Source organism: Vibrio sp. T20, assembly GCF_007858795.1.
Taxonomy (GTDB): Bacteria; Pseudomonadota; Gammaproteobacteria; order Enterobacterales; family Vibrionaceae; genus Vibrio; species Vibrio satsumensis.
This window is the reverse complement of sequence record NZ_VFEB01000087.1, coordinates 219,270-239,451: the sequence shown is the minus strand read 5'-3', so window position 1 is coordinate 239,451 and position 20,182 is coordinate 219,270. Positions and strand designations below refer to the sequence as shown.

Annotated in this window: 19 protein-coding genes, 1 pseudogene and 1 riboswitch; of the genes and pseudogenes, 16 read left to right on the top strand and 4 right to left on the bottom strand. The window is 43.8% G+C overall.

Going from position 1 to position 20,182, the window contains the following annotated elements; genetic code table 11:
* Positions 1-751 precede the first annotated feature (751 nt).
* Positions 752-1,795, top strand: a complete 1,044-nt coding sequence (locus FTW16_RS09450; RefSeq protein ID WP_048659894.1) for a GMP reductase — start codon at positions 752-754, stop codon at positions 1,793-1,795.
* 432 nt (positions 1,796-2,227) lie between these two features.
* Positions 2,228-2,869, top strand: coding sequence for a hypothetical protein (locus FTW16_RS09445; RefSeq protein WP_146490831.1), 642 nt, complete (start codon positions 2,228-2,230; stop codon positions 2,867-2,869).
* Between the two features lie 230 nt (positions 2,870-3,099).
* Here the strand turns inward: FTW16_RS09445 and FTW16_RS09440 are convergent.
* A pseudogene (locus FTW16_RS09440) lies at positions 3,100-3,352 on the bottom strand (glutathione binding-like protein); the annotation flags it as partial.
* 18 nt (positions 3,353-3,370) lie between these two features.
* On the bottom strand, positions 3,371-3,694 hold the full coding sequence (locus FTW16_RS09435; protein WP_146490830.1) for a hypothetical protein: 324 nt from the start codon (positions 3,692-3,694) through the stop codon (positions 3,371-3,373).
* Positions 3,695-4,161: 467 nt separating this feature from the next.
* Here FTW16_RS09435 and FTW16_RS09430 point away from each other — a divergent pair, with 467 nt between their 5' ends.
* Together FTW16_RS09430 and FTW16_RS09425 are read left to right on the top strand one after the other, a co-directional pair.
* Positions 4,162-5,133 carry a hypothetical protein gene (locus FTW16_RS09430; protein WP_146490829.1) on the top strand — a complete coding sequence of 324 codons (972 nt, stop codon included), beginning with the start codon at positions 4,162-4,164 and terminating at the stop codon, positions 5,131-5,133.
* Positions 5,134-5,192: 59 nt separating this feature from the next.
* Positions 5,193-5,696 (top strand): hypothetical protein, encoded by a 504-nt coding sequence (locus FTW16_RS09425; RefSeq protein ID WP_146490828.1) that lies wholly within the window; start codon positions 5,193-5,195, stop codon positions 5,694-5,696.
* Positions 5,697-5,829: 133 nt separating this feature from the next.
* Here FTW16_RS09425 and FTW16_RS09420 read toward each other — a convergent pair whose 3' ends face one another.
* Complete coding sequence (locus FTW16_RS09420) at positions 5,830-6,504, bottom strand: glutathione S-transferase family protein (RefSeq protein WP_146490827.1); 675 nt, start codon at positions 6,502-6,504, stop codon at positions 5,830-5,832.
* A gap of 496 nt (positions 6,505-7,000) precedes the next feature.
* On the opposite strand from FTW16_RS09420, the gene FTW16_RS09415 reads away from it, so the two are divergent.
* The 11 genes from FTW16_RS09415 to thiM all read left to right on the top strand — a co-directional run bounded on the left by FTW16_RS09415 (position 7,001) and on the right by thiM (position 17,182).
* Complete coding sequence (locus tag FTW16_RS09415) at positions 7,001-8,098, top strand: YdcF family protein (protein ID WP_146490826.1); 1,098 nt, start codon at positions 7,001-7,003, stop codon at positions 8,096-8,098.
* Positions 8,099-8,226: 128 nt separating this feature from the next.
* On the top strand, positions 8,227-8,478 hold the full coding sequence (locus tag FTW16_RS09410; RefSeq protein ID WP_009844829.1) for a DUF2999 family protein: 252 nt from the start codon (positions 8,227-8,229) through the stop codon (positions 8,476-8,478).
* 421 nt (positions 8,479-8,899) lie between these two features.
* Positions 8,900-9,922, top strand: a complete 1,023-nt coding sequence (locus tag FTW16_RS09405) for a DUF4382 domain-containing protein (protein WP_146490825.1) — start codon at positions 8,900-8,902, stop codon at positions 9,920-9,922.
* Between the two features lie 173 nt (positions 9,923-10,095).
* The gene (locus tag FTW16_RS09400; RefSeq protein ID WP_146490824.1) at positions 10,096-10,824 is read left to right on the top strand and encodes a helix-turn-helix domain-containing protein; all 729 of its coding nucleotides are present in this window, start codon (positions 10,096-10,098) and stop codon (positions 10,822-10,824) included.
* An 89-nt stretch (positions 10,825-10,913) separates the two neighbouring features.
* Positions 10,914-11,831 (top strand): DMT family transporter, encoded by a 918-nt coding sequence (locus tag FTW16_RS09395; RefSeq protein WP_146490823.1) that lies wholly within the window; start codon positions 10,914-10,916, stop codon positions 11,829-11,831.
* 98 nt (positions 11,832-11,929) lie between these two features.
* Positions 11,930-12,041: riboswitch (TPP riboswitch) on the top strand.
* Positions 12,042-12,139: 98 nt separating this feature from the next.
* A complete protein-coding gene (gene thiD, locus FTW16_RS09390; RefSeq protein WP_146490822.1) occupies positions 12,140-13,024 on the top strand; it encodes a bifunctional hydroxymethylpyrimidine kinase/phosphomethylpyrimidine kinase in 885 nt (294 codons plus the stop codon).
* Entirely contained in the window at positions 13,014-13,793 is a 780-nt protein-coding gene (locus tag FTW16_RS09385; RefSeq protein WP_146490821.1) for an ABC transporter ATP-binding protein, read from the top strand. The genes thiD and FTW16_RS09385 overlap by 11 nt, the downstream gene beginning before the upstream one ends.
* Positions 13,786-14,601, top strand: a complete 816-nt coding sequence (locus tag FTW16_RS09380; RefSeq protein ID WP_146490820.1) for an ABC transporter permease — start codon at positions 13,786-13,788, stop codon at positions 14,599-14,601. The genes FTW16_RS09385 and FTW16_RS09380 overlap by 8 nt, the downstream gene beginning before the upstream one ends.
* A gap of 120 nt (positions 14,602-14,721) precedes the next feature.
* Entirely contained in the window at positions 14,722-15,678 is a 957-nt protein-coding gene (locus tag FTW16_RS09375) for an ABC transporter substrate-binding protein (RefSeq protein WP_146490819.1), read from the top strand.
* Between the two features lie 8 nt (positions 15,679-15,686).
* Complete coding sequence (gene tenA / locus FTW16_RS09370) at positions 15,687-16,367, top strand: thiaminase II (protein ID WP_146490818.1); 681 nt, start codon at positions 15,687-15,689, stop codon at positions 16,365-16,367.
* A 29-nt stretch (positions 16,368-16,396) separates the two neighbouring features.
* The gene (thiM, locus tag FTW16_RS09365) at positions 16,397-17,182 is read left to right on the top strand and encodes a hydroxyethylthiazole kinase (protein ID WP_065678825.1); all 786 of its coding nucleotides are present in this window, start codon (positions 16,397-16,399) and stop codon (positions 17,180-17,182) included.
* A gap of 123 nt (positions 17,183-17,305) precedes the next feature.
* Here thiM and FTW16_RS09360 read toward each other — a convergent pair whose 3' ends face one another.
* Positions 17,306-19,249: a methyl-accepting chemotaxis protein gene (locus FTW16_RS09360; protein WP_146490817.1), complete on the bottom strand. Its 1,944-nt coding sequence runs from the start codon at positions 19,247-19,249 to the stop codon at positions 17,306-17,308.
* Between the two features lie 262 nt (positions 19,250-19,511).
* Between FTW16_RS09360 and thiE the strand changes: the two genes are divergently transcribed.
* Positions 19,512-20,129: a thiamine phosphate synthase gene (gene thiE, locus FTW16_RS09355; RefSeq protein WP_146490816.1), complete on the top strand. Its 618-nt coding sequence runs from the start codon at positions 19,512-19,514 to the stop codon at positions 20,127-20,129.
* Positions 20,130-20,182 lie beyond the last annotated feature (53 nt).

Below are 20,182 nucleotides of genomic sequence, written 5' to 3'. Positions count from 1 at the left end.
ATCTTATCTTTTCCTCAGTTTTTCAAGTCAACCAATCCTCTTTTTCTGAGCGAATATTGCTGAATGTTCCAGGTTGCATGAACGAAAGGGCGGCGACGAAACGTGCTTTTAGAACCGCAATGCTACGGGTTAATAAAAATTAGATTTATAAAGTACGAGCTGAAAAGGTGGATTTAATGGAGTGTGAAGGTTGAATTATCAAACCCAAGTGAATCTTTGTCTCTAGATTGAGTCTTTATCACTCTACTTTTCCTAGTAGATGCTAACCAACCGCACCATGAGTTTGTCGAATTTGGACGAAAACAGAAAAAATTTGGAAAAAAATCGAATTTATTTAAGAAAAAAGGCATTTTTTTGTTGGAGAAAAGTGTGATTTTTATGTGATCTCGAGGCACTTTCTTCACATATTTGCTTAATGAAGTCGATATTGTTTGAAAAGGGAAGGAAAACGATTGCGCAATAAACCGACAGCGTTTGCGTAATTGGTTAGCTAAGTTATTAATTAGTAAGAATTTAGTGGGGAAGTGTTACTTAGGAGGTTTTACCAGATATGGAATCTTTGAGAGGATAGCATAAAAAAAAATGAAATATCAGACTTGCTGTTACTAAATCACGACCTATAATGCTGAAAACCGGAGCGTCTGCCAACGCTCCGGTTTTTTTGTGTCCGAAGAAAAGTAAACTCGTCTGCCAACGGTTTTACTACGCATTTCGCGAGAGACACATAATTTTATGAATCAAGGAAAACACCATGCGTATCGAACAAGAACTTAAGTTAGGTTTCAAAGATGTACTCTTCCGTCCGAAGCGTTCTACCCTTAAAAGCCGTTCTCAAGTTGAATTAACCCGCGATTTTACATTCAAGCATAGCGGTCGTCAATGGTCTGGTACTCCAGTAATTGCAGCTAACATGGATTCGGTAGCAAGCTTTGAAATGGCAGCTGCTCTAGCAGAGCACGGTGTTATGACTGCAGTACACAAGCACTACACAGTAGAGCAGTGGGCTGAGTTTGCTAAAACAGCAGACAAGAAAACACTGAACAACGTATTTGTATCAACAGGTACATCTGAAGCTGAGTTTGAGAAGACTAAGCAAATCATGGCACTTAGCGAAGACTTCGTATTTATCTGTATTGATATCGCTAACGGCTACTCAGAGCACCTAGTTGAGTACGTACAAAAAGTACGTGCAGAATTCCCGAACAAAGTTATCTCTGCTGGTAACGTTGTAACAGGTGACATGGTTGAAGAGCTAATCCTAGCGGGCGCAGACATCGTTAAGGTTGGTATCGGCCCTGGTTCAGTTTGTACTACTCGTGTTAAAACAGGTGTAGGTTACCCTCAACTTTCTGCAATCATCGAGTGTGGCGACGCAGCACACGGCCTTGGCGGCATGATCATCGGTGACGGTGGCTGTTCATGTGCGGGTGACGTATCTAAAGCGTTCGGAGGCGGTGCTGACTTCGTAATGCTAGGCGGCATGCTAGCTGGTCACTCTGAGTCAGGCGGTGAAGTAGTAGAGCAAGACGGTAAGCAATACATGAAGTTCTACGGCATGTCATCTCAGTCGGCTATGGACAAGCACTCAGGTGGTGTTGCTAAGTACCGTGCTGCAGAAGGTAAAACTGTACTTCTTCCGTTCCGTGGCTCAGTTCACAACACCATTTCTGACATCCTTGGTGGTGTACGTTCAACTTGTACATACGTAGGCGCAGCAAAGCTTAAAGAGCTAACTAAGCGTACGACTTTCATCCGTGTACAAGAGCAAGAGAACAACGTATTCGGTAAAGAGTAATCTGAACGAATTCGAATAGTTTGAAAATCAAGAGCCGCTTTTTAGCGGCTCTTTTTTTGTCTGGGACTTATAAAGAAATTTTTGATGGAGAGCCTACACCACCGATCAAATCCTTTAAAAAAGGTGGGTGAAATAAGGCGTCTGAGTTGTTTCAATGTTAGGCGTTCACCCAACGCATTATTGCCCCATTTAGTGTTTTATCTTTTACTCATCCATATCTTGTTAATCTGAGTTTGACCTACTCAAACTTATCCACTTGAGTTGAGAACTTAGCGTTCCCGTTTTTAGGCAAGATTTTGCAGCTTAGTATCCCTTGTCTTACTTTAACTTATTGATTGTTAATTGAACCAATATGATTAAGAGTGCATTATATAGAAGAAAAAGACGACAGTTTGTCGACTAATAGCGTTATGCATATCAATAGGAAATTTAATGAACGAAGTTTTACAAATTGTTGGTTCTCTTGCTTCAATTGTTGGTATTCCATTAGCGGTATATTTATACATTAAGAGTAAAGCTGAAAAACACTTTGAAGTTAGAAGGGAAGTCGTCAAACGCTTGTCATATCAAGTTGGGGAAGGTCGCGAGATTTCACCTTTCGAGCTGAATGCTGTTATTGATTCACTAGTGAGAGAGAAGAAGATCAAAGAGTCTGTAATAACTCCAGACTCGGTAATTGAAGATCTTACGTCAGAAATAGTCTCTAGTCCGTTACTTGATAAAAACCGCAAAGATGTAGTTGTTATCGATCTTCAAAAGCTCCATTCAAAACATGCCCCTAATTTAAGTTATCAGGTTGACGACATTGACCGGGGCGCGAGTGAAGGTAACTCAATTGAATTAAAAGTTTCAGAATATAAGGCTGAAAGTGGAGGTAATCGAGGTGCTGAAGTCTTTGCTGTATCTGCAACGATTATTAGTGCCCTCTTAGCTTCGTATGTCTCCTCATCAAGTGGAAGTATTATTGATAAATTGATGACAATTCCTGTTGATGAAGCAGCAGCCTTAGGTGCTGTGATAGCAACTTTAGCTGGTTTTATCACGAGTGTTATTGATTGGAAGAAAAGAAAGTAATTTGTGCGCAGATGCATAACAAGCATCTAAGGCTTCAAGATACTTTTTCTAATCCAATTTTGGCACGTTAGAATCCATACCCTAACGTGCTTTTGTCCAGAAATGTGTTTTGGATAAGTGGATTGTAAAATCATGATGTTTCATATGATTTGAACATAAAGAGCCGCTTTTAGCGGCTCTTTATGTTTGAGTTTTAGCTATCACTCAGTAGAGCATTAACTCTCAATTGTCTACTTCGCATAACTCGAAGGAAACAATGCTCGTTTCGCTTCTTCATCATGTTCGGTTTTAAACTCGATGTCTTTGCCGGTTTCGCGGGCGCGCTGGGCGGGTGTTGATTGCGTTAAACCAACGTTTTAAGTTCGGGTAGGGCTCTAAGCCTTCTTCACCAAGCTCGAAAGGTGCTTTATTAATCCAACCCCATGCGGATAAATCGACAATGGTGTACTCATTTCCGACGATAAATTCACAACCAGCCATGTGATCTTAATCTTCTTGAGTTCAATTCGCTAACAAGCTTTCCTTCACTCCGATCTCACAGCCTATGAACGTCGATTGTGCGAGCTCAACATGCAAGTAATAACGTTCCGGTTGGTTCATTGCTTGTTGGAACGTTGTAATACATCTATCTAAACGCTGTGAATTCTCGTAAGGGTTTTCTCGCCACTCAATACGAATTCTCTGCTGCGTGTGCTTTTCTATTCCTGTAAGGCTATGTTGCTCACCGCCTAACTTGAAAGCGGTGACTTGTTCAAATAAGAATAAGTCGCTGGCTGAAGCTGTGTTGTACCAGAGTAGTGCTAATAATGCGAGTTTGCTTTTCATTTGGAGTGGCTCTTTAAGATAGGTTGAAATCACGTAGGTTATAGATTTTATCTTTCACTTATGGTGTGAAATTTTCAGTTAGCTACTAATAACTTGGAGATATAAGGTATTTTAAAGTGATGTTAATAATATTGTGTAATTACTTATTTATTACAGGAATCGAATATAATCGTTGTTTTATTTTTATCAACATTTTATTTAATGATCCCCTTTGTAATATCAATTAATTAGAATGCGAAATAGATAAATAGAGGTTTATATCTACAGTTGTAACTTTAGTTACTACTATCAATAGTTAATTATAACTTATAGTGTTTTGTTTATTTATTGTTTTAATTGTATTTTATTATGCTTATATAGTTGATTGTAATCACAGATGGGTTTTTTATTACTTATTTTACTGTTTATGCGGTTGAAGTTTTTATCAGGATAAAAGATATTCTCGCCAAAAATAAAGGAAGTAAATAATGAAGAATATCGCACCATTAACAATGTTATTATTGTCAGCGAACGCTGCGAGTGAAACATACACGGTTAGTCCAAATTTAAAACATGGTCTCCCTACACTGACTGAAGAACCCAATCTGTATCAAGCTCCTAGCTTTGATTTTTTCGATTTTAGTGAGGGGTATTTGACACAGAGAGCTGAAGCCAGTGCCTTATTGCCAATAGCGCTAAATAGCATAGATAGAGTGTGTATCAACACTACGTTTAGTGAGATAGATGGAGAGGCGCGCTATCCGCAATCTGGTGTTTTGGTTTACACGTATGCGATAAACACTCAAGGTGAAAAAACGCACAATACCACTATTGGTGACAGAGTGCCGTTAGCAGAAGTTTCACAGCATTGCCTGGACGAATCATCCTGGGTTTACAAGAATTGGTCGGCTGACAAACGTATCGACTTTACGCCTTACAGTTCAGTGTTCGCGTTGATTGAACGCGTCGATGTCGTGGTTGAAGGGGAGCTATCTTTGTCTCAAGATCCTGTCGAGTTTGTTGAACAGTATTTTGATTTCATCACTAAGGTCGGTTTTAACCAGTCTGCAAGTTTCTATCATACGGATGTCATTAGAGACCTCAAATCCATCATTATGGAAGGTCTTCAAAACGGAAATCAGAACGTTCTTGATATCGTGAATATTGCCTTTGGTTCCGGAGTTACTAGAGAAGATATCGCGGTTATGGACGATAAAGTCTTTATGAACACTTTCCTGAATGTTCGGAAGATTGCTCAAGGCTCCAATATTGCTCAATTATCTTCGTTCAGTGTAATTAATGACTTTGATTACCAAGGTCAAAAGTATATTACGGTTGAGAAAAAAGAGCAGTTCGGCGACCGAGTCACTACTCAATATGAAATTATTACGCTTAAAAGCGATGGCGAATATTGGATGCTTAATATGTCTGGTGACATGAAAAGCCTTCTTGGTATGTAAGTGCTTTTACTTTTCAGTTCGTGAGTTTTTAAAAAATATTAATATATAGGAAAGTAGCAATGAATACACGAGTGTTATTGACGTCTTTAATTTCATCTATATCACTTCAAGCTTCTGCTTATGAGATGTCATATATAGCTCCTAAAGCACTGCTCCCTGGTGAAGATGTTCAGCAGTTCGAATTAGCCGATTTAAATGGTAACGGTAGGCCAGAGATCGTATATCTTAACTCTAATGGTGAACTAAAGTACGCGGTTCAAGGTTATGAAATTAATCACGCTACGTTTTCTTTTTTAGAAAGTAAGTCATGGAAGATTGATTCTTACCCAGACGCGGTATTAACATTTAGCGGCGGTCGTTATTACCGATTGAGTGTTGACGGTCGTACTCGATCGTCAGCCTCAATCTTACTAAATGATGGCACATTTAAGAGTTTGTACTACTCCGAGTTTGCTTCACGATTGTTGATTGACTTTGTTTCTGAGAATGAGATAAGCGGTAAGATCAAAGACCCATATTTAACGGGTTCTGGAGAGATTAACTTTGTGGCGAGACCTGAATAGTAAGCCCATGCAGCGTATATTAATTGAACAATAAAAGAGCGGCATGTTAGCCGCTCTTTTGTTTGAGTCGTACTTTTTGAATCGGAGGCTGCGTATGGCCTCGCCATTTTGAGCTTAGTTATGTTGAGCTTGGTTATTTCGCATAATTCGAAGGAAACAGTGCTCGTTTCGCTTCTTCATCACGTTCGGTTTTAAATTCAACGTCTTTGCCGGTTTCACGGGCACGCAGTGCAGCAGGGCGAGTGTTGATGGCGTTAAACCAGCGCTTCAAATTCGGGTAAGGTTCTAGGCCTTCTTCACCAAGCACGACAGGTGCTTTATCAATCCAACCCCATGCAGCGACATCGACAATGGTGTACTGATTTCCGACGATAAATTCACGACCTTCCATATGCTTTTCTAGCACTTCGTAATGACGTTGTGCTTCACGTAGGTAACGGTTCACAGCGTAGTCTAGCCCTGCTGGCGCAGCATGGCGGAAGTGTACCGATTGGCCTGAATAAGGGCCGAGACCGCTTGCGATAAACATCATCCAAGAGAGCAGTTCAGCTCTGTCTTCTGGCTGACCACCTAGTTTGCCCGTCTTCTCTGATAGGTACAGAAGGATAGCGTTAGAATCGAAAACGCGTTGTCCTTCGTCTTCAATAGCTGGTGTTTTTCCGTTCGGGTTTATTAAGCGATATTCCGGCGTGTGTTGTTCGCCTTTTAAGGTATCAACGGGAACGAGTTCAAAATCTAGGCCGGTCTCTTCTAGAAACAGAGCGATCTTCATTGGGTTGGGTGTTTGGTGAAAATAGAACTTAAGCATGGGGTAACTCCTTGTATTGGTAATTCATTAAAGCATCACTTGAACGGTCGTTCAATAATTGATTTTAATTTATTTGAAAATCGGTTGATGCGTGTTTTAAATCTATGTGCTTAAAACTTCGTTATTTGAGCGAGGATTAACATTGCGCGATTCAGTGTGTTGAATTTTAAGTCGTTGAAAAAATGAGCTTAAAGATGCTAATTTGGTTTGTTTTTGATGCGGGATTTAGCTTTGTGATGGGTGTTTTTGGGCGGGATAGGGCGCATGGAATCCGTAGTCAGATACTCTAAGATAATTGTTGTTCACTGCTTCAAACCAGAATTATCTGGATACGCAGGCTTATTGGTAAGTTCAAAATCGTGATCTGCTGCCATACCTTATGCAACAAATGAATATAAACGTTAGAGATTAAGGTGTGCTTCACGGTTTTTTAATCTTAGGGACTTACATTGGTGAGCAAATCTGATGTGAACACTTAACGACACAGGATCTTTCCATGAAAAAGAACATTATCGCCCTCGCTCTTGGTGGCATGCTCGCTTTTGGCGCAACTCCATTTTCTTTTGCTGCTAACGATGGCGCAGTACAAGCTTCAGCGGATTACGCGCAGTTGGTGACGAAGCGACAAGTTGTCGACCAATTACTTCTTGATGCGTTGCAGGCGTTTAAGTCTCCGGCAAGAATTTCACACGCGGGCTTCACGGCTAAAATGCCAAGTAACATGGAAATTGTGACTAACCGATTGTTAGAAGCGTACCAGTTAGAACCTTACCGTACCGACTTGCTTATCTCGGCAGCGAACGCTCAGATCTACAACAAGAATGCAGAGCGCGCGATTGAGTTGTTTGAGCAAGCGCTGACGGTTGCACCAGACGATGTTGATCTTCACGCTTACCTTGCGGTTTGGCAGAGATTTGAAGGTAATGACAGTGAATCCAACAAGCATATGGAGAAACTGGAAAGCCTGAACAAAGGCAAAGCAGAAGACATAAAACGCATTTTTGCTACGGTCGACCGCGTGTTAGAAACACCGTTGAAAGAGTCTGCAGATAAAGGCTTGCTTGATGATCATGGCGCAATTGTTACATTGGGCTACGCGCTTAACCCAGACGGATCGATGCATCAGATCTTGATTGAACGTCTTGAAACAACATTGGCGATGGCTAAAGCGAATCCAGATGCGATGATCGTGCTAACGGGTGGCGTGCCGAAGAACCATAAGACTGAAGGTAAGTTAATGGCAGATTGGCTTATCGAGAAAGGAGTAAGTAAAGATCGCATCATTGAAGAGAATTATGCGACCAGTACGGTAGGCAATGCCTTATTCAGTAGCTATGCACTTGCTCGTCATGATATTAAGCACGCGACCATTATCAGTTCGGCAAGCCACGTTCGCCGTGGTCAAACTTTGTTTGAAGTGGCAAGCTGGCAAACCGGCCCTCAGGGCATTACTTTCGATACGGTTTCTTACCCAGACAAACCACTCGCAGATCTTAAGAAGGCGAGCAGTGGTGAGCTTCTAGGCATTTACCGTGACGCATTGAGAACTTATGGTATGTGGAGCTACCGTTCTTACCCGCTGGAATCTCGTTAAGCCTAAACATTGTTTTTGTTAGGGCAGAGTAAGTCTCGTAAGAGCAAAGCCTAAGTTGTTAGTACAATCGAGCACAGCTAGATGGTATGCTGTGCTCCTATTTAATTTAGTGTTTCAAAGGCAAAAAAATGAACCCGATTTTAGCAATGTTGAAAGAGAACAATATCAGCGACGAGCAGATCAGCGAGATATTCAAGACGTTGACCGAGAACCCTCTTGCAGCAATGGCGACGATCAGCCAACTTGGTTTACCTCAAGACAAACTTCAAATGCTGATGGGTCAGGTAATGCAAAACCCTGCGCTAATCAAAGAAGCAGTTGAAGAGCTTGGCCTAGATTTTTCTAAGGTTGAAGCGGCTAAAGAGCAACTTCAAAAATAAGTGAATTTGAATGAGCTAATATCGAATTAGCTTTATCCACATTCAATAAAAGGTCGTTTAAGTTCAGCAACAGGCTGTCTTAACGGCCTTTTTTGATCTTGGGGCCGATTTTTGACTTTGATTTGATTGCTTTCAATCATCCTCTCCGACCCTATACATACCGACCATTCCAACACAATTGACAGCAACTTTGCCAAATATGCGCGACTACTGACAATTTACTTACTAGACTTAGTTAACCTATGTGCAACCTGATATGTGCACCTTGATGAACAGAGTTTTTGGATGAAGAAAGCCCTAAATAATAGGGCTAACCGATTTGGGCCATAAGCGCGGTTTGTCTATGAGTCACATTAAGGAAAAGAATAAGAGGGCAACAAACTAAGCCCTTTATTGAGCAGTGATTTATAGGAAATGAGTTATGAAGTATTTAAAGGAAACCGCTTTAGCGAGCCTTGTGCTGGCTGGGCTTGTGGGTTGCGGCGGTGATTCAGGTTCATCAAGCAGCACGACACCCATTACTTTGAGCGTGAGTGATGCGCCCATTGATGATGTTAAAGACGTCACCGTGACATTCAGCAAGGTCGCTTTACTTCCTCAAGGGGGAGGTTCGCCACTGATATATGATGTGTATAAAACGGACGAAAACGGCGACTACGTTGATGAAAATGGCGATCCATTGCCAGATGGTGCGGATCCTATTCCGTTAAGTGTGAATTTATTGGATTACCAAGGCAGCGAGGCGCTTCCTTTGATTGAAAATGAGGTCATTCCGGTAGGCAGCTATAAGTTGTGTGTGTTTGCGAATGATGGCGATCACCCAACAGATCCATCTTACGTGGTAGAAAATGATGATACGAATCGTGAGTTAACGGTGAAAGGTGAAGGCGCGTGCCCGCAAGTGGGTAAAGAAGATAACGCTGGCGTACTTTACTTTAAGGATTCATTTAACGTGAACCAACAGAGTAACGACTTTGTTGTCGAGTTCGATCTTCGACGCGGCCTAAAAAACAGTTCGACCTTCCCTGATTACACCATTCAAAGAACGTCTGTAAGCCTTATCAATACGGTTGAGACAGGAAATATTGAAGGCACTGTAGCTCTTTCTACTTATGACACTTGTAACGGTGGTGATAATACATTTGTTCAGTCGGTGTACTTGTATGAAGGTAATGTTGAACAAGCTAACATGGCTCCGATTGGCGGCAGTGATGAAGTGAAACCGATTACTTCAGCGTCAGTGGCAATGAATGAAGCACAGACTAACTATGAGTTCTCTCTGGGCTTCATTGATCCAGGTACTTACTCATTAGGTTATACCTGTACTGCGCAACATGACAGTGGTGAAGATAATGCTGATCCGGTTGCTGATGGTTTTGAAATCTATGATGTTCAAAACGGCGTGCAAGTAACGGTTGGTCAAGACAGCCAAGTGTCATTCTAACCTTGATGTGAATGACGATTTTTAATCAAAACGGCCTCTTATTTAGAGGCCGTTTTTGATCATGTTACCTAGCTAGCATGAATTTGTTGAGCATTGAGTGTGACTCTAGGGAAGTGATAATGTAACGTTGTCTCTATTACTTTAACCTAGCGAAATGTACTCCGGCGTTGCTCATGAAATCTAGCTTAAGCATTCGATCTTACACCAAGCAATTTAATACTCATGCCCATGATGGTTACCATCAACTGGTGCTGCCCATTCAGGGGAGTATTAGCATTGAAATGGTGGGGTATGTTGGCAAGGTTTCTGTCGGTGAATGTGTGGTGATTCCTGTCACCACAGCGCATGCGTTTAAGGCGGATGAAGCAGCGCGGTTTATTGTCGCGGATATGGTGGAGTTACCGCAGCACTTGTTAGAGCATGAGCTCTCGGTGTTTACTATCACGCCACCTTTAATGAGTTTCTTGCTGTTTGTTGAAAAGCAGTTGGAATATCAAGTCGACAGTGGCATTGAGTCATCCATCTTGGATGTGTTTTCACTGTTGTTAGAGCAACAAGAAGTGAGTAAAAGTATCGACCCTCGTATTCGCGCGGTACAAAGGCTCATCGCGGATAATTACGCCCAACCTCTCTCTATTTCTCAGCTTGCAGAAACGGCATGTTTGAGCCCCACTCAATTCAAAAAACGCTTCAAAGAATGCCTGGGTATCAGTGCGCTTAAATACATCACTCGATATCGTATGGAGAAAGCTCAAGCCTTGTTAACCCACACAGATTTACCTGTTCAATTGATCGCTGAAAATGTGGGATATAGTGATGTTTCTGCTTTCAGTCGCCGCTTCTCTCAGCACTTTGGCATGTCTCCAAGGGCGTTTCTAGGCTCAATGAAAGACAGTCTTTAGAAACAACAATAGCGTCCTTTCTGCAAACTAAAACCAAAGTATGTTCACTATTATCTATTTCAGAAATGAAAATAGACTAGGTAATAGCAATGAATCTTGCCATCAATCGCGTTAACGAATTCCAAACAGGCACTTTAGCTATCGTGTTTGCATCTGTTTTATGGGGCACGACAGGTACAGCCGCAAGCTTTGCGCCTGATCTCAGCCCATTAGCGATTGGTGCTTTTTCAATGGGCGTCGGCGGCTTAATACAGGCGGCCTTGGCGTATCGAAAGATCTTATCTTCACTTGATAAGCTTTTGCTCAACAAAAAGCTGTTAGCGGCGAGTGCGCTGGCTTTGGCGATCTATCCTCTGGCTTTTTACTCTTCAATGAAGTTATCGGGTGTCGCAATGGGTACGGTGGTGTCGATTGCTACTGCGCCGTTCTTTTCTGCACTTTTAGAGTGTCTTATTAGCAAAAAGAATAATATCAACAAGCGCTGGTTAACGAGTTTTGCCATTGGCGTGGTTGGCATTGGGTTACTGGTGTTTTCAGAATCATCATCGACGAGCGATTCTGGAGATGACCTAAAGCTTTTGGGCATTGGGTTAGGTTTGGTTGCTGGGTTGTGTTACGCCATTTATTCGTGGGCGACAAAAGCTTTGATAGACGAAGGCATTAAGTCGCAAGCGGCGATGGGCAGCATATTTGGATTAGGAGCGGTGTTATTACTGCCAACGCTGTGGTTCACAGGGGATAACCTGTTCGCGTCGAATACCAACATTTTAGTGGTGAGTTACTTGGTGTTACTTCCTCAATGTTTGGGTTATATCGCGTTCAGTTTTGGGCTACGCCATGTCACAGCAAGTAGCGCAAACTTGATTACCTTGCTTGAGCCAGTTGTTGCCGCCGTATTGGCCGTGTGTATTGTGGGTGAGCTGATTCCATTGGTTGGATGGCTAGGTATGTTATTGATAGTGATGTGTTTATTCATCCAATCTCAACCGACTAAAAAGCCGTTATAAGTATTTGTTAAAGCGAGATTAATTGAATTAAATTCATGCGTGATTCTTATAATTGAATAAAATGAGTATCTCAGTTGCGAGAGTGCTGTTACTATCGTTATCAATAGTCGGGGGGCATCTACCTTAATTGGTATTTGCTGAGATCGTTATTCGAGACCCGTTGAACCTGATTCAGTTAACACTGGCGTAGGGAACTATGATTACTTTGCCTACGTGGTTCAACAATGATCTCTCATTGGTTTCACCTCCACACTCTCTTTGCGGCCAAAGTTCGGTTCTCTTACGTCTTTTAGACAGTAGGAGCGACCATGACACAGCATTCCAATTCTCAAGTATCACTTAGCAGCACTCAAACACCAGAAAACCAATCTTCTTCAATCAATACTCCGATTGTTTTGACCATTGCGGGTTCTGATAGTGGCGGCGGCGCAGGTATTCAAGCGGATATTAAAGCCATGTCTGCAACGGGTAGTTTCGCTTGTTCGGTAATTACCGCTATTACTTCCCAGAACACTCAAGGCGTTTCCGCCATTTTTCCAATCCCACTTGAGCATGTTGCCAGCCAGTTAGATGCGGTGTTCACCGATCTGAATATCGTGGCGGTAAAAGTCGGTATGTTGGCGGACTCGCAAATCATCAGAGTCGTTGCTGACAAGATCAAACAATACCAACCAAAACACTTAGTGATTGACCCTGTAATGGTCGCGACAAGTGGCGACCTTCTTCTAGAAAACTCGGCTATTACTACGTTAAAACAAGAGCTGATTCCGCTCGCAGACATCATTACGCCTAACTTGCCAGAAGGCGCAGCACTTACCGGTAAAGCTGTGCCTGAAAGCGAAGCGGAAATGCAGGATATGATTGAAGACCTGCGCGCTTTAGGTGCTAAAGCAGTGCTGCTAAAAGGCGGTCACTTGGAGAAAGATGAAAACAGTAACGACTTACTGATTCTACCAACCACATCTGCTCTGATTAGCGCGAAGCGTTTTCCTACCAAAAACACTCATGGCACGGGTTGTACGCTCTCTTCTGCTATCGCTTCTTTCTTGGCTCAAGGCAACACGCTCCCAGAGGCTGTCGACCTAGGTAAACAATACATTTCACGCGCGATTGCCCATGCTGACGAATTGAAAGTCGGTCAAGGTCATGGCCCGGTAAATCACTTTTTCGCTGGGCACGGTAATGTCCGTTAATACGGTTGGTGTTCAACTCAGCAATGCCACCTTGCGTTATCGCGATAGTGAACATGCCACCTTATCAGGGCTATCGCTGAGCATAAACTCGGGTAAGTGGACGGTATTGCTGGGTCGAAGTGGTTGCGGGAAAACCACGGTATTGCGATACCTAGCAGGTTTACTCGATGACAAAGTTGAATGGCAGGGCACATTGGCAACGTCTGATGAACGGCCTCTAACCGATCGCATCGCTTACATGGCGCAGCAAGATTTATTACTGCCATGGTTGTCGGTAATCGACAACGTGTGTCTGAGCCATCGCTTTCAAAATTCCGCAGACAAGCATCAAAGCCAAGCATCCGATAAACAAGCTCAAACTCACCAAGCATTGGAATTGCTAGCATCGGTTGGTTTGGTTGATTACGCAGATACCATGCCGGATCAGTTGTCTGGCGGTATGCGCCAACGTGTTGCTTTGGCTCGAACCTTAATGCAAGACAAGCCAGTCGTGCTGATGGATGAGCCTTTCTCTGCGCTGGATGCAGTAACAAGGCATAAGCTACAAAGCTTAGCGTGTGGACTGTTAAGAGATAAAACCGTTGTGTTGATCACTCATGATCCACAAGAAGCGGTGCGTTTGGCGGATAACTTGTATGTGTTACAAGGCACGCCTGCGAGTGCCCAGTCATTGTCTGTGCCTAACACCCTCACACCAAGAGTGTTAGATGGTGAATGTGCTGAGTTACAACAAGCGATCTTAGATCAGTTGGAGCGAGATTATGAGTGATCTAACGCGAAGCGAAGCTGTGGCTCGTTCAGCCAACGCGCAGACTACTACTACACGTCCAAGTCAGATGAATCCTGTTATGCGTTTGCTTCTCAGCAGTGCTGTGATTCTTGGTTTGTGGCAAATGGTGGTGGTTATCTTCGAGATGCCAAGCTTCATTCTGCCAGCGCCTGCTGAAGTCTTCCTCAAGCTTACTGAACGCTATGACGTATTACTCAAACACACTTGGGTGACCGCGCAAGAGATCTTACTTGGTCTATTGCTAGGTTTATCCATGGGGCTGTTTTTCGCCCTGCAGATGTTGATGTTCGAACCGCTGAAACGCTGGTTGTTGCCTATTTTAATTGCTAGCCAAGCGATTCCTGTGTTTGCGATCGCGCCAGTATTGATGCTGTGGCTGGGTTATGGCATCGCGTCAAAGGTCGTCATGGCGGCGATCATAATCTTCTTCCCTGTGACCACTTGTTGTTATGACGGCTTACGTAATACACCGACGGGTTATCTTGACCTCGCTAAGACGATGGGCGCATCGAAATGGCAACTACTGCGTTATATCCAGCTACCTGCTGCGCTGCCAACACTGGCATCTGGCATTCGTGTGGCTGTGGTGATTGCTCCAATTGGCGCAGTCGTCGGCGAGTGGGTGGGTTCGAGTGAAGGGCTGGGTTACCTAATGCTGCAAGCCAACGCACGCATGATTATCGATGAGATGTTTGCGGCCTTATTCATCTTGGCGGTGCTGTCTATCTCGCTCTACTTCATCACAGATAAGTTACTCAAAAAAGCTATCCCTTGGGAAAACCAGTGATGGTTCGATCAATAACTCTTTGTTTAATAAAGCTTCGCTCAAGGCTATTTATCTAAACAACACCTAGTTAGAAATTAGTTCGATAAACACAATAATAATATTCAAAAGGAAAGGTTAACTATGAAAAATACCAAATTGGTAGGTGCAGTGGCACTGCTTGCTTCGCTAGTTTCAGGTCATGCATTGGCGGATTCTGAACAAAAGAAACTGACACTGATGTTGGATTGGTTTGTGAATCCGAACCACGGCCCAATTGTGATTGCTCAAGAGCGTGGTTACTTTGCTGACCAAGGCCTTGAGGTTGAAATCCAAGAGCCTGCTGACCCAAGCACACCTGCAAAATTGGTTGCAGCCGGTAAGGTCGACCTCGCAGTCACTTACCAACCAAGTTTAACCATGGATGTGGCGGCGGGGTTGCCTCTAGTTCGTGCATCAACCCTTATCGCGACACCACTGAACACACTAATGGTACTGGATAATGGCAAGAACGATTCGTTAGCGGATCTGAAAGGCAAGAAGATTGGTATCGCGATCGCGGGTAACGAAGAAGCAACGATCGGCACCATGCTGGCTCAGGAAAACGTTGAGTTTACCGACGTGCAAACCATCAATGTCGGTTGGGCACTGTCGTCTTCACTGGCATCAGGCAAGGTAGACGCAATCTGGGGTGGCTTACGTAACTTCGAAACTAACCAGCTAGCCCTTGAAGGCTTTAAAGCAAAAGCGTTCTTCCCTGAAGAGCACGGTGTGCCAGCTTACGACGAGTTGATCTTTGTGGCGAACGCAAAGAAACATGATGACGAAGCCATCAAAGCATTCAACAAAGCACTTGAGCAAGCAACCACTTACATTGTGAACCACCCACAAGCTTCATGGAGTGAGTTTGTGGCGTATTCACCAGATACGTTGAATAACGAACTTAACCAACGCGCATGGAACGACACACTGACTCGTTTTGCACTTCGCCCTTCTGCAGTCGATATGAAGCGTTACGATGATTACGCGCAGTTCATGTTCGACAAAGGCATTATCAAATCACTACCAAAAGCCGTTGATTACGTACCGACTTTTGACTAAGGAATCTCATGAAATACCAAGACTTAATCCAAGCCTGTCAGCAAGATTGGCAAGACTACACCGAGCATGATTTTGTTAAAACGCTGGCAAATGGCACTCTCGCTCAGCCGTGTTTTCTGCATTATTTGAAGCAAGATTTTCTGTTCTTAAAACAGTATGCCCGTGCATACGCGTTAGCGATTTACAAAGCCAAAACCTTGGCTGACATGCGTCGTGCATTGCCAAGTGTTCATGCGCTGTTAGATTCTGAAATTTCACACCACGTGACTTACTGTGGTCAGTGGGGTTTAACGGAATCTGACTTGGAAAATGAACCTGAAGATTTCGGCACTGTGGCTTACACACGCTACGTTCTAGATGCGGGTATGACAGGTGATCTTGTCGATCTTTATGCGGCATTGGCTCCGTGTTCAATTGGTTATGCCGTGATTGGTAAAGCGCTATTAGAAAGCAGCGATACTGTTTTGGAAGGCAACCCATACGCGAGCTGGCTGCAGCTTTACGGCGGAGAAGAGTTCCAATCTGGCGTGGCAACGGGTGCTGAGTATTTCAATCAGCTACTGGCTGAAATTGATATTAACAGCGAACGCGGTCAGAACATCGTTCATATCTTCAAAACGGCAACACGTATGGAAGTGGCTTTCTGGCAGCAAGGTCTGAATGCACTTACTGACTCGACAGCGGCTTAAAAGCGACTTTCACGAATAAGGATTCCCCCATGCTAACCGAACAAATTATCCAATCGCTGCGTGCAGTACGAGAACAAAAACCGTTGGTTGTGAACATCACCAACTATGTAGTGATGAACAACACGGCCAATGCGTTATTGGCGATTGGCGCCTCGCCTATCATGGCGCACTCACAGCAAGAACTGGCAGAGATGATGTCTTTCTCTGGCGCTTTGGTGATCAACATCGGCACGCTCGACAGCGTTTGGACACCACGAATGTGTTTTGCTGTTGAACAAGCGAATGCGAACAACAAGGTTGTGGTTCTTGACCCTGTGGGTTGCGGTGCTAGTACGCTGCGTACCGAGACTTCTCGTGAAATTGCACGCTTAGCTGACAAGTTGATCATTCGTGGTAACGCGTCAGAGATAATCGCGTTAGCGGGCGAGCAAGCGCAGAGCAAAGGCGTTGATGCGCTAGATAGCAGTGATGCAGCATTAGGCGCAGCGCAGTGTTTAGTGGCTGAATACGGTGCAAATGTGGTGATTTCTGGTGAGACAGATTACGTTGTCACTAAAGACAGCGTGGTGACCTTAAATAATGGACACCCAATGATGCCGTATGTGACAGGCATGGGTTGTACCTTAACCGCATTGACGGGAGCATTTGCAGCTGTTGGTGATGAAAGTGGTTTGGCTGCTGCGGCAGTATTAGGCGTGGTTGGTGAAATCGCAGCTGAAAACTCACGCGGCCCGGGTAGCTTGCAAATGAATTTGCTTGATGAGTTATACCAGTTAGACGAAGAGACTCTGATTCAACGTTTGAAGATTCAGTAAGCTCAATCTAGCGACAAGAGCTTAACTTATAGCTCTTAACTTAAAGAAAGCCCCCGACACTTATGTGCAGAGGGCTTTCTATTCTGATTCGGAACTACGCCAGTTGTGTTAAGTCTGGTTTAGCTAAGTTCTAAATCGATTCACTTGGCTCTCTAGGTGATGAGCAACCTCAGTTAAGTCGCTCGCTGCACCTGAAATGCTGCTCACAGACTCTTGGTTACTTTGCGAGATGGTATTGGCCCCTTGCGCGTTTTCACCTAGTGATTTTGTTAAGCAATCTTGCTCATCGACGGATATTGCGATTTGGCTGTTGGCTTGATTCAAATCTTGGATATGTTGGTTGATCACATGCAAGTTCTGAGAAGCTTGTTGTGCCTGAGTTGAAGCATCGGAAACCGTGCTGTGGCTCTCTTTGATAGACTCCAATGCATCTTTAGCACCACGTTGTAGCGAGGTGATGAGCTCATCAATCTGGCTTGCCGAATCTTGAGTACGCTTAGCTAAGGTTCTTACTTCATCCGCTACGACAGCAAATCCTCGACCTTGCTCACCTGCACGCGCTGCTTCAATAGCCGCATTCAACGCCAATAGATTAGTCTGTTCTGATACGCCTTTAATTACTTCAAGAATGGCACCAATGTTCATCGACTCTTTGTGTAGGTCAGTCACTTTCTGGCTGCTGACCTGCATGCTTTCATCGGCGCTGCCAATCTCATGCAGTGTTTTGTCTACTTCTTTGAGTCCCATCGCCACATTCTCGGTTGCTTGGTTGGCAACTTGAGAGGCGTGGTTAGCACTTGCAGCAATTTCTGATGTGCTTGAAGCCAGTTGGTCAACCGCGGATGAGATGTTCATCATTTCACTGTTCAACTGTGTTGCGTTAGTCGAGCTGTTATTGGTCACTTGATTGAGTGATTTGGACATCTCGCCAATACGCACGCTAGAGCGGTTCACTTGACCAACAATATCGCGCAGAGATTCAATGGTGATCTCCATGTTCGTTAGTAGCTCGCCAATCTCGTTCTTGCTCTCAATGTTTACTTCAACATTCAGGTTACCTTGAGAAAGCTCATTGGTGATCTGCTTAACTTGTGCAATACCCTTGGTGATAGAGCGAGTGACCAACACGGCACTCGTCATACCGATAACCAAAGCGACACCCGTTAGCAAGATGATGATTTGAATCGATCGCTTCTCACTGGCTTGTAGCACTGGCGTGAGCGCTTGCTTCTGCTGCTCGAGAATACTTTGAGCATCCGCGACCGCAATCGCTAAGCTGTCACCAATAGAGGCGAGGGTAGCGGTTCTTTGCGTGTTCTCAACCATCTGTTGATGAACTTGCTCAAAGCCTTTTGCATACGCTTTACGTTGGTTCGAGAAGTCTTCAATCAGCTCACTTTGATAAGGTGATGATTTGAGAGATTCAATATCGCCTTCGATACCTGGTAGAGCATATTCAAAAATGTCTTTACCCGCTTCATAGGTTTTAAGGTCGTTGTTGTTTGAGTAGCTCAGCACTGTGATCTTGGCGGCGAGGAAGTTCTCCATCAACATGCCCGCGTATAAGCTCGCGTTTGGATCGTTGTTATTGTAAGACTCATACAACAAGCTCTGAGCAGCTTTCAGTGCGTTGGTTTCGCGTTTGACCATCTCAACGTTTACCAGTTGGTCAATGAGGATCTCACTTTGTTTCATTGATCCATAAGCCACATCAAAGGCCGCCACGCTGTCTTGCACGAGCTGCAAGCTAGCTAGGCTATCGGTTTTGGTGGTGGATTGGATTAAGTTTTTGAGCAGATCATCAATCGCAAGTTTACTTGATTGATAATTCGTTTCGTACTGTTCATCCAATGACTCTAAGTAACGTTCAGAGGCTAAACGCATCTGAAGAAAGTGCACTTGAATGTTGCCTGAGAGTGTCGCTTTATGGCTGAGTTCACTGTATTGGCTGAAGCCGCTCGACAAGGTTTGGATACCTTTGTAACTCACAAAGCCTGAAATGACGAAAAAGAGCAAGCAGATGGCATAACCCAGCTTGATCTTGAGCGCTATAGAAAGGTGGCGCATAACTATCCCTATATTTACCTGATTCCTTCACAGCGGAGTATTTCATAAAACAGCATTCTGGGCATGCTCGAAGTGAACACTTTGTGTAATAAGTAACGCTTTCGTTAAAAAGTTCAGGTTTTTCGACATGCTTTCAACGAGTTGCGTATTTGATGACACATGTGTAAGTGAGCTAATTTAGTATTAACTCCCATGCACATGATGCGATTTGTCGGTAAAATGGTGCAACGCCAATTTTAGACATCGACTCCGAAGGTACGAAATGAACCCTTATAAGCTCTACTTAGTAACGGATGACCAACAAGATTTAGAAACGCTTAAGTTCGTGGTTGAACAAGCGGTCGCTGGTGGTGTCACTATGGTCCAAGTGAGAGAGAAACATGGGGATGTGAGAGCTTTCATTGAACGAGCACAAGCTGTTAAGTCGATTTTGGCAGGTTCTAATGTGCCGTTGATTATTAATGACCGAGTGGACGTTGCGTTGGCTGTGGATGCTGACGGCTTGCATTTAGGTCAATCAGATATGCCTGCTGAGTTAGCCCGTCAGTTGATTGGCCCAGACAAGATTCTTGGTCTGTCGATCGAAACTGAGCAACAGCTTCAACAAGCCGATAGTCTGCCTATTGATTACATTGGACTCAGTGCGCTTTTTGCCACGCCGACCAAGACGAATCTAAAGAAACATTGGGGTTATGAAGGCATTCAAATGGCTTTGGAAACAACGAAGTTGCCGATTGTGGGTATCGGTGGAATTAACGAGTCGAACATTCCGCAGTTGGTTAAGACAGGCATTCATGGATTGGCCTTGGTATCAGCGATATGTCACGCTGAAAGCCCAAAACAAGCGACACGGGATTTGCTATTTTTAATGGAAGAGTGAAGGGGTTATAGACTAGAAAACAAATGAGGTTAGTCATCTGTTTTCTAGTGAAA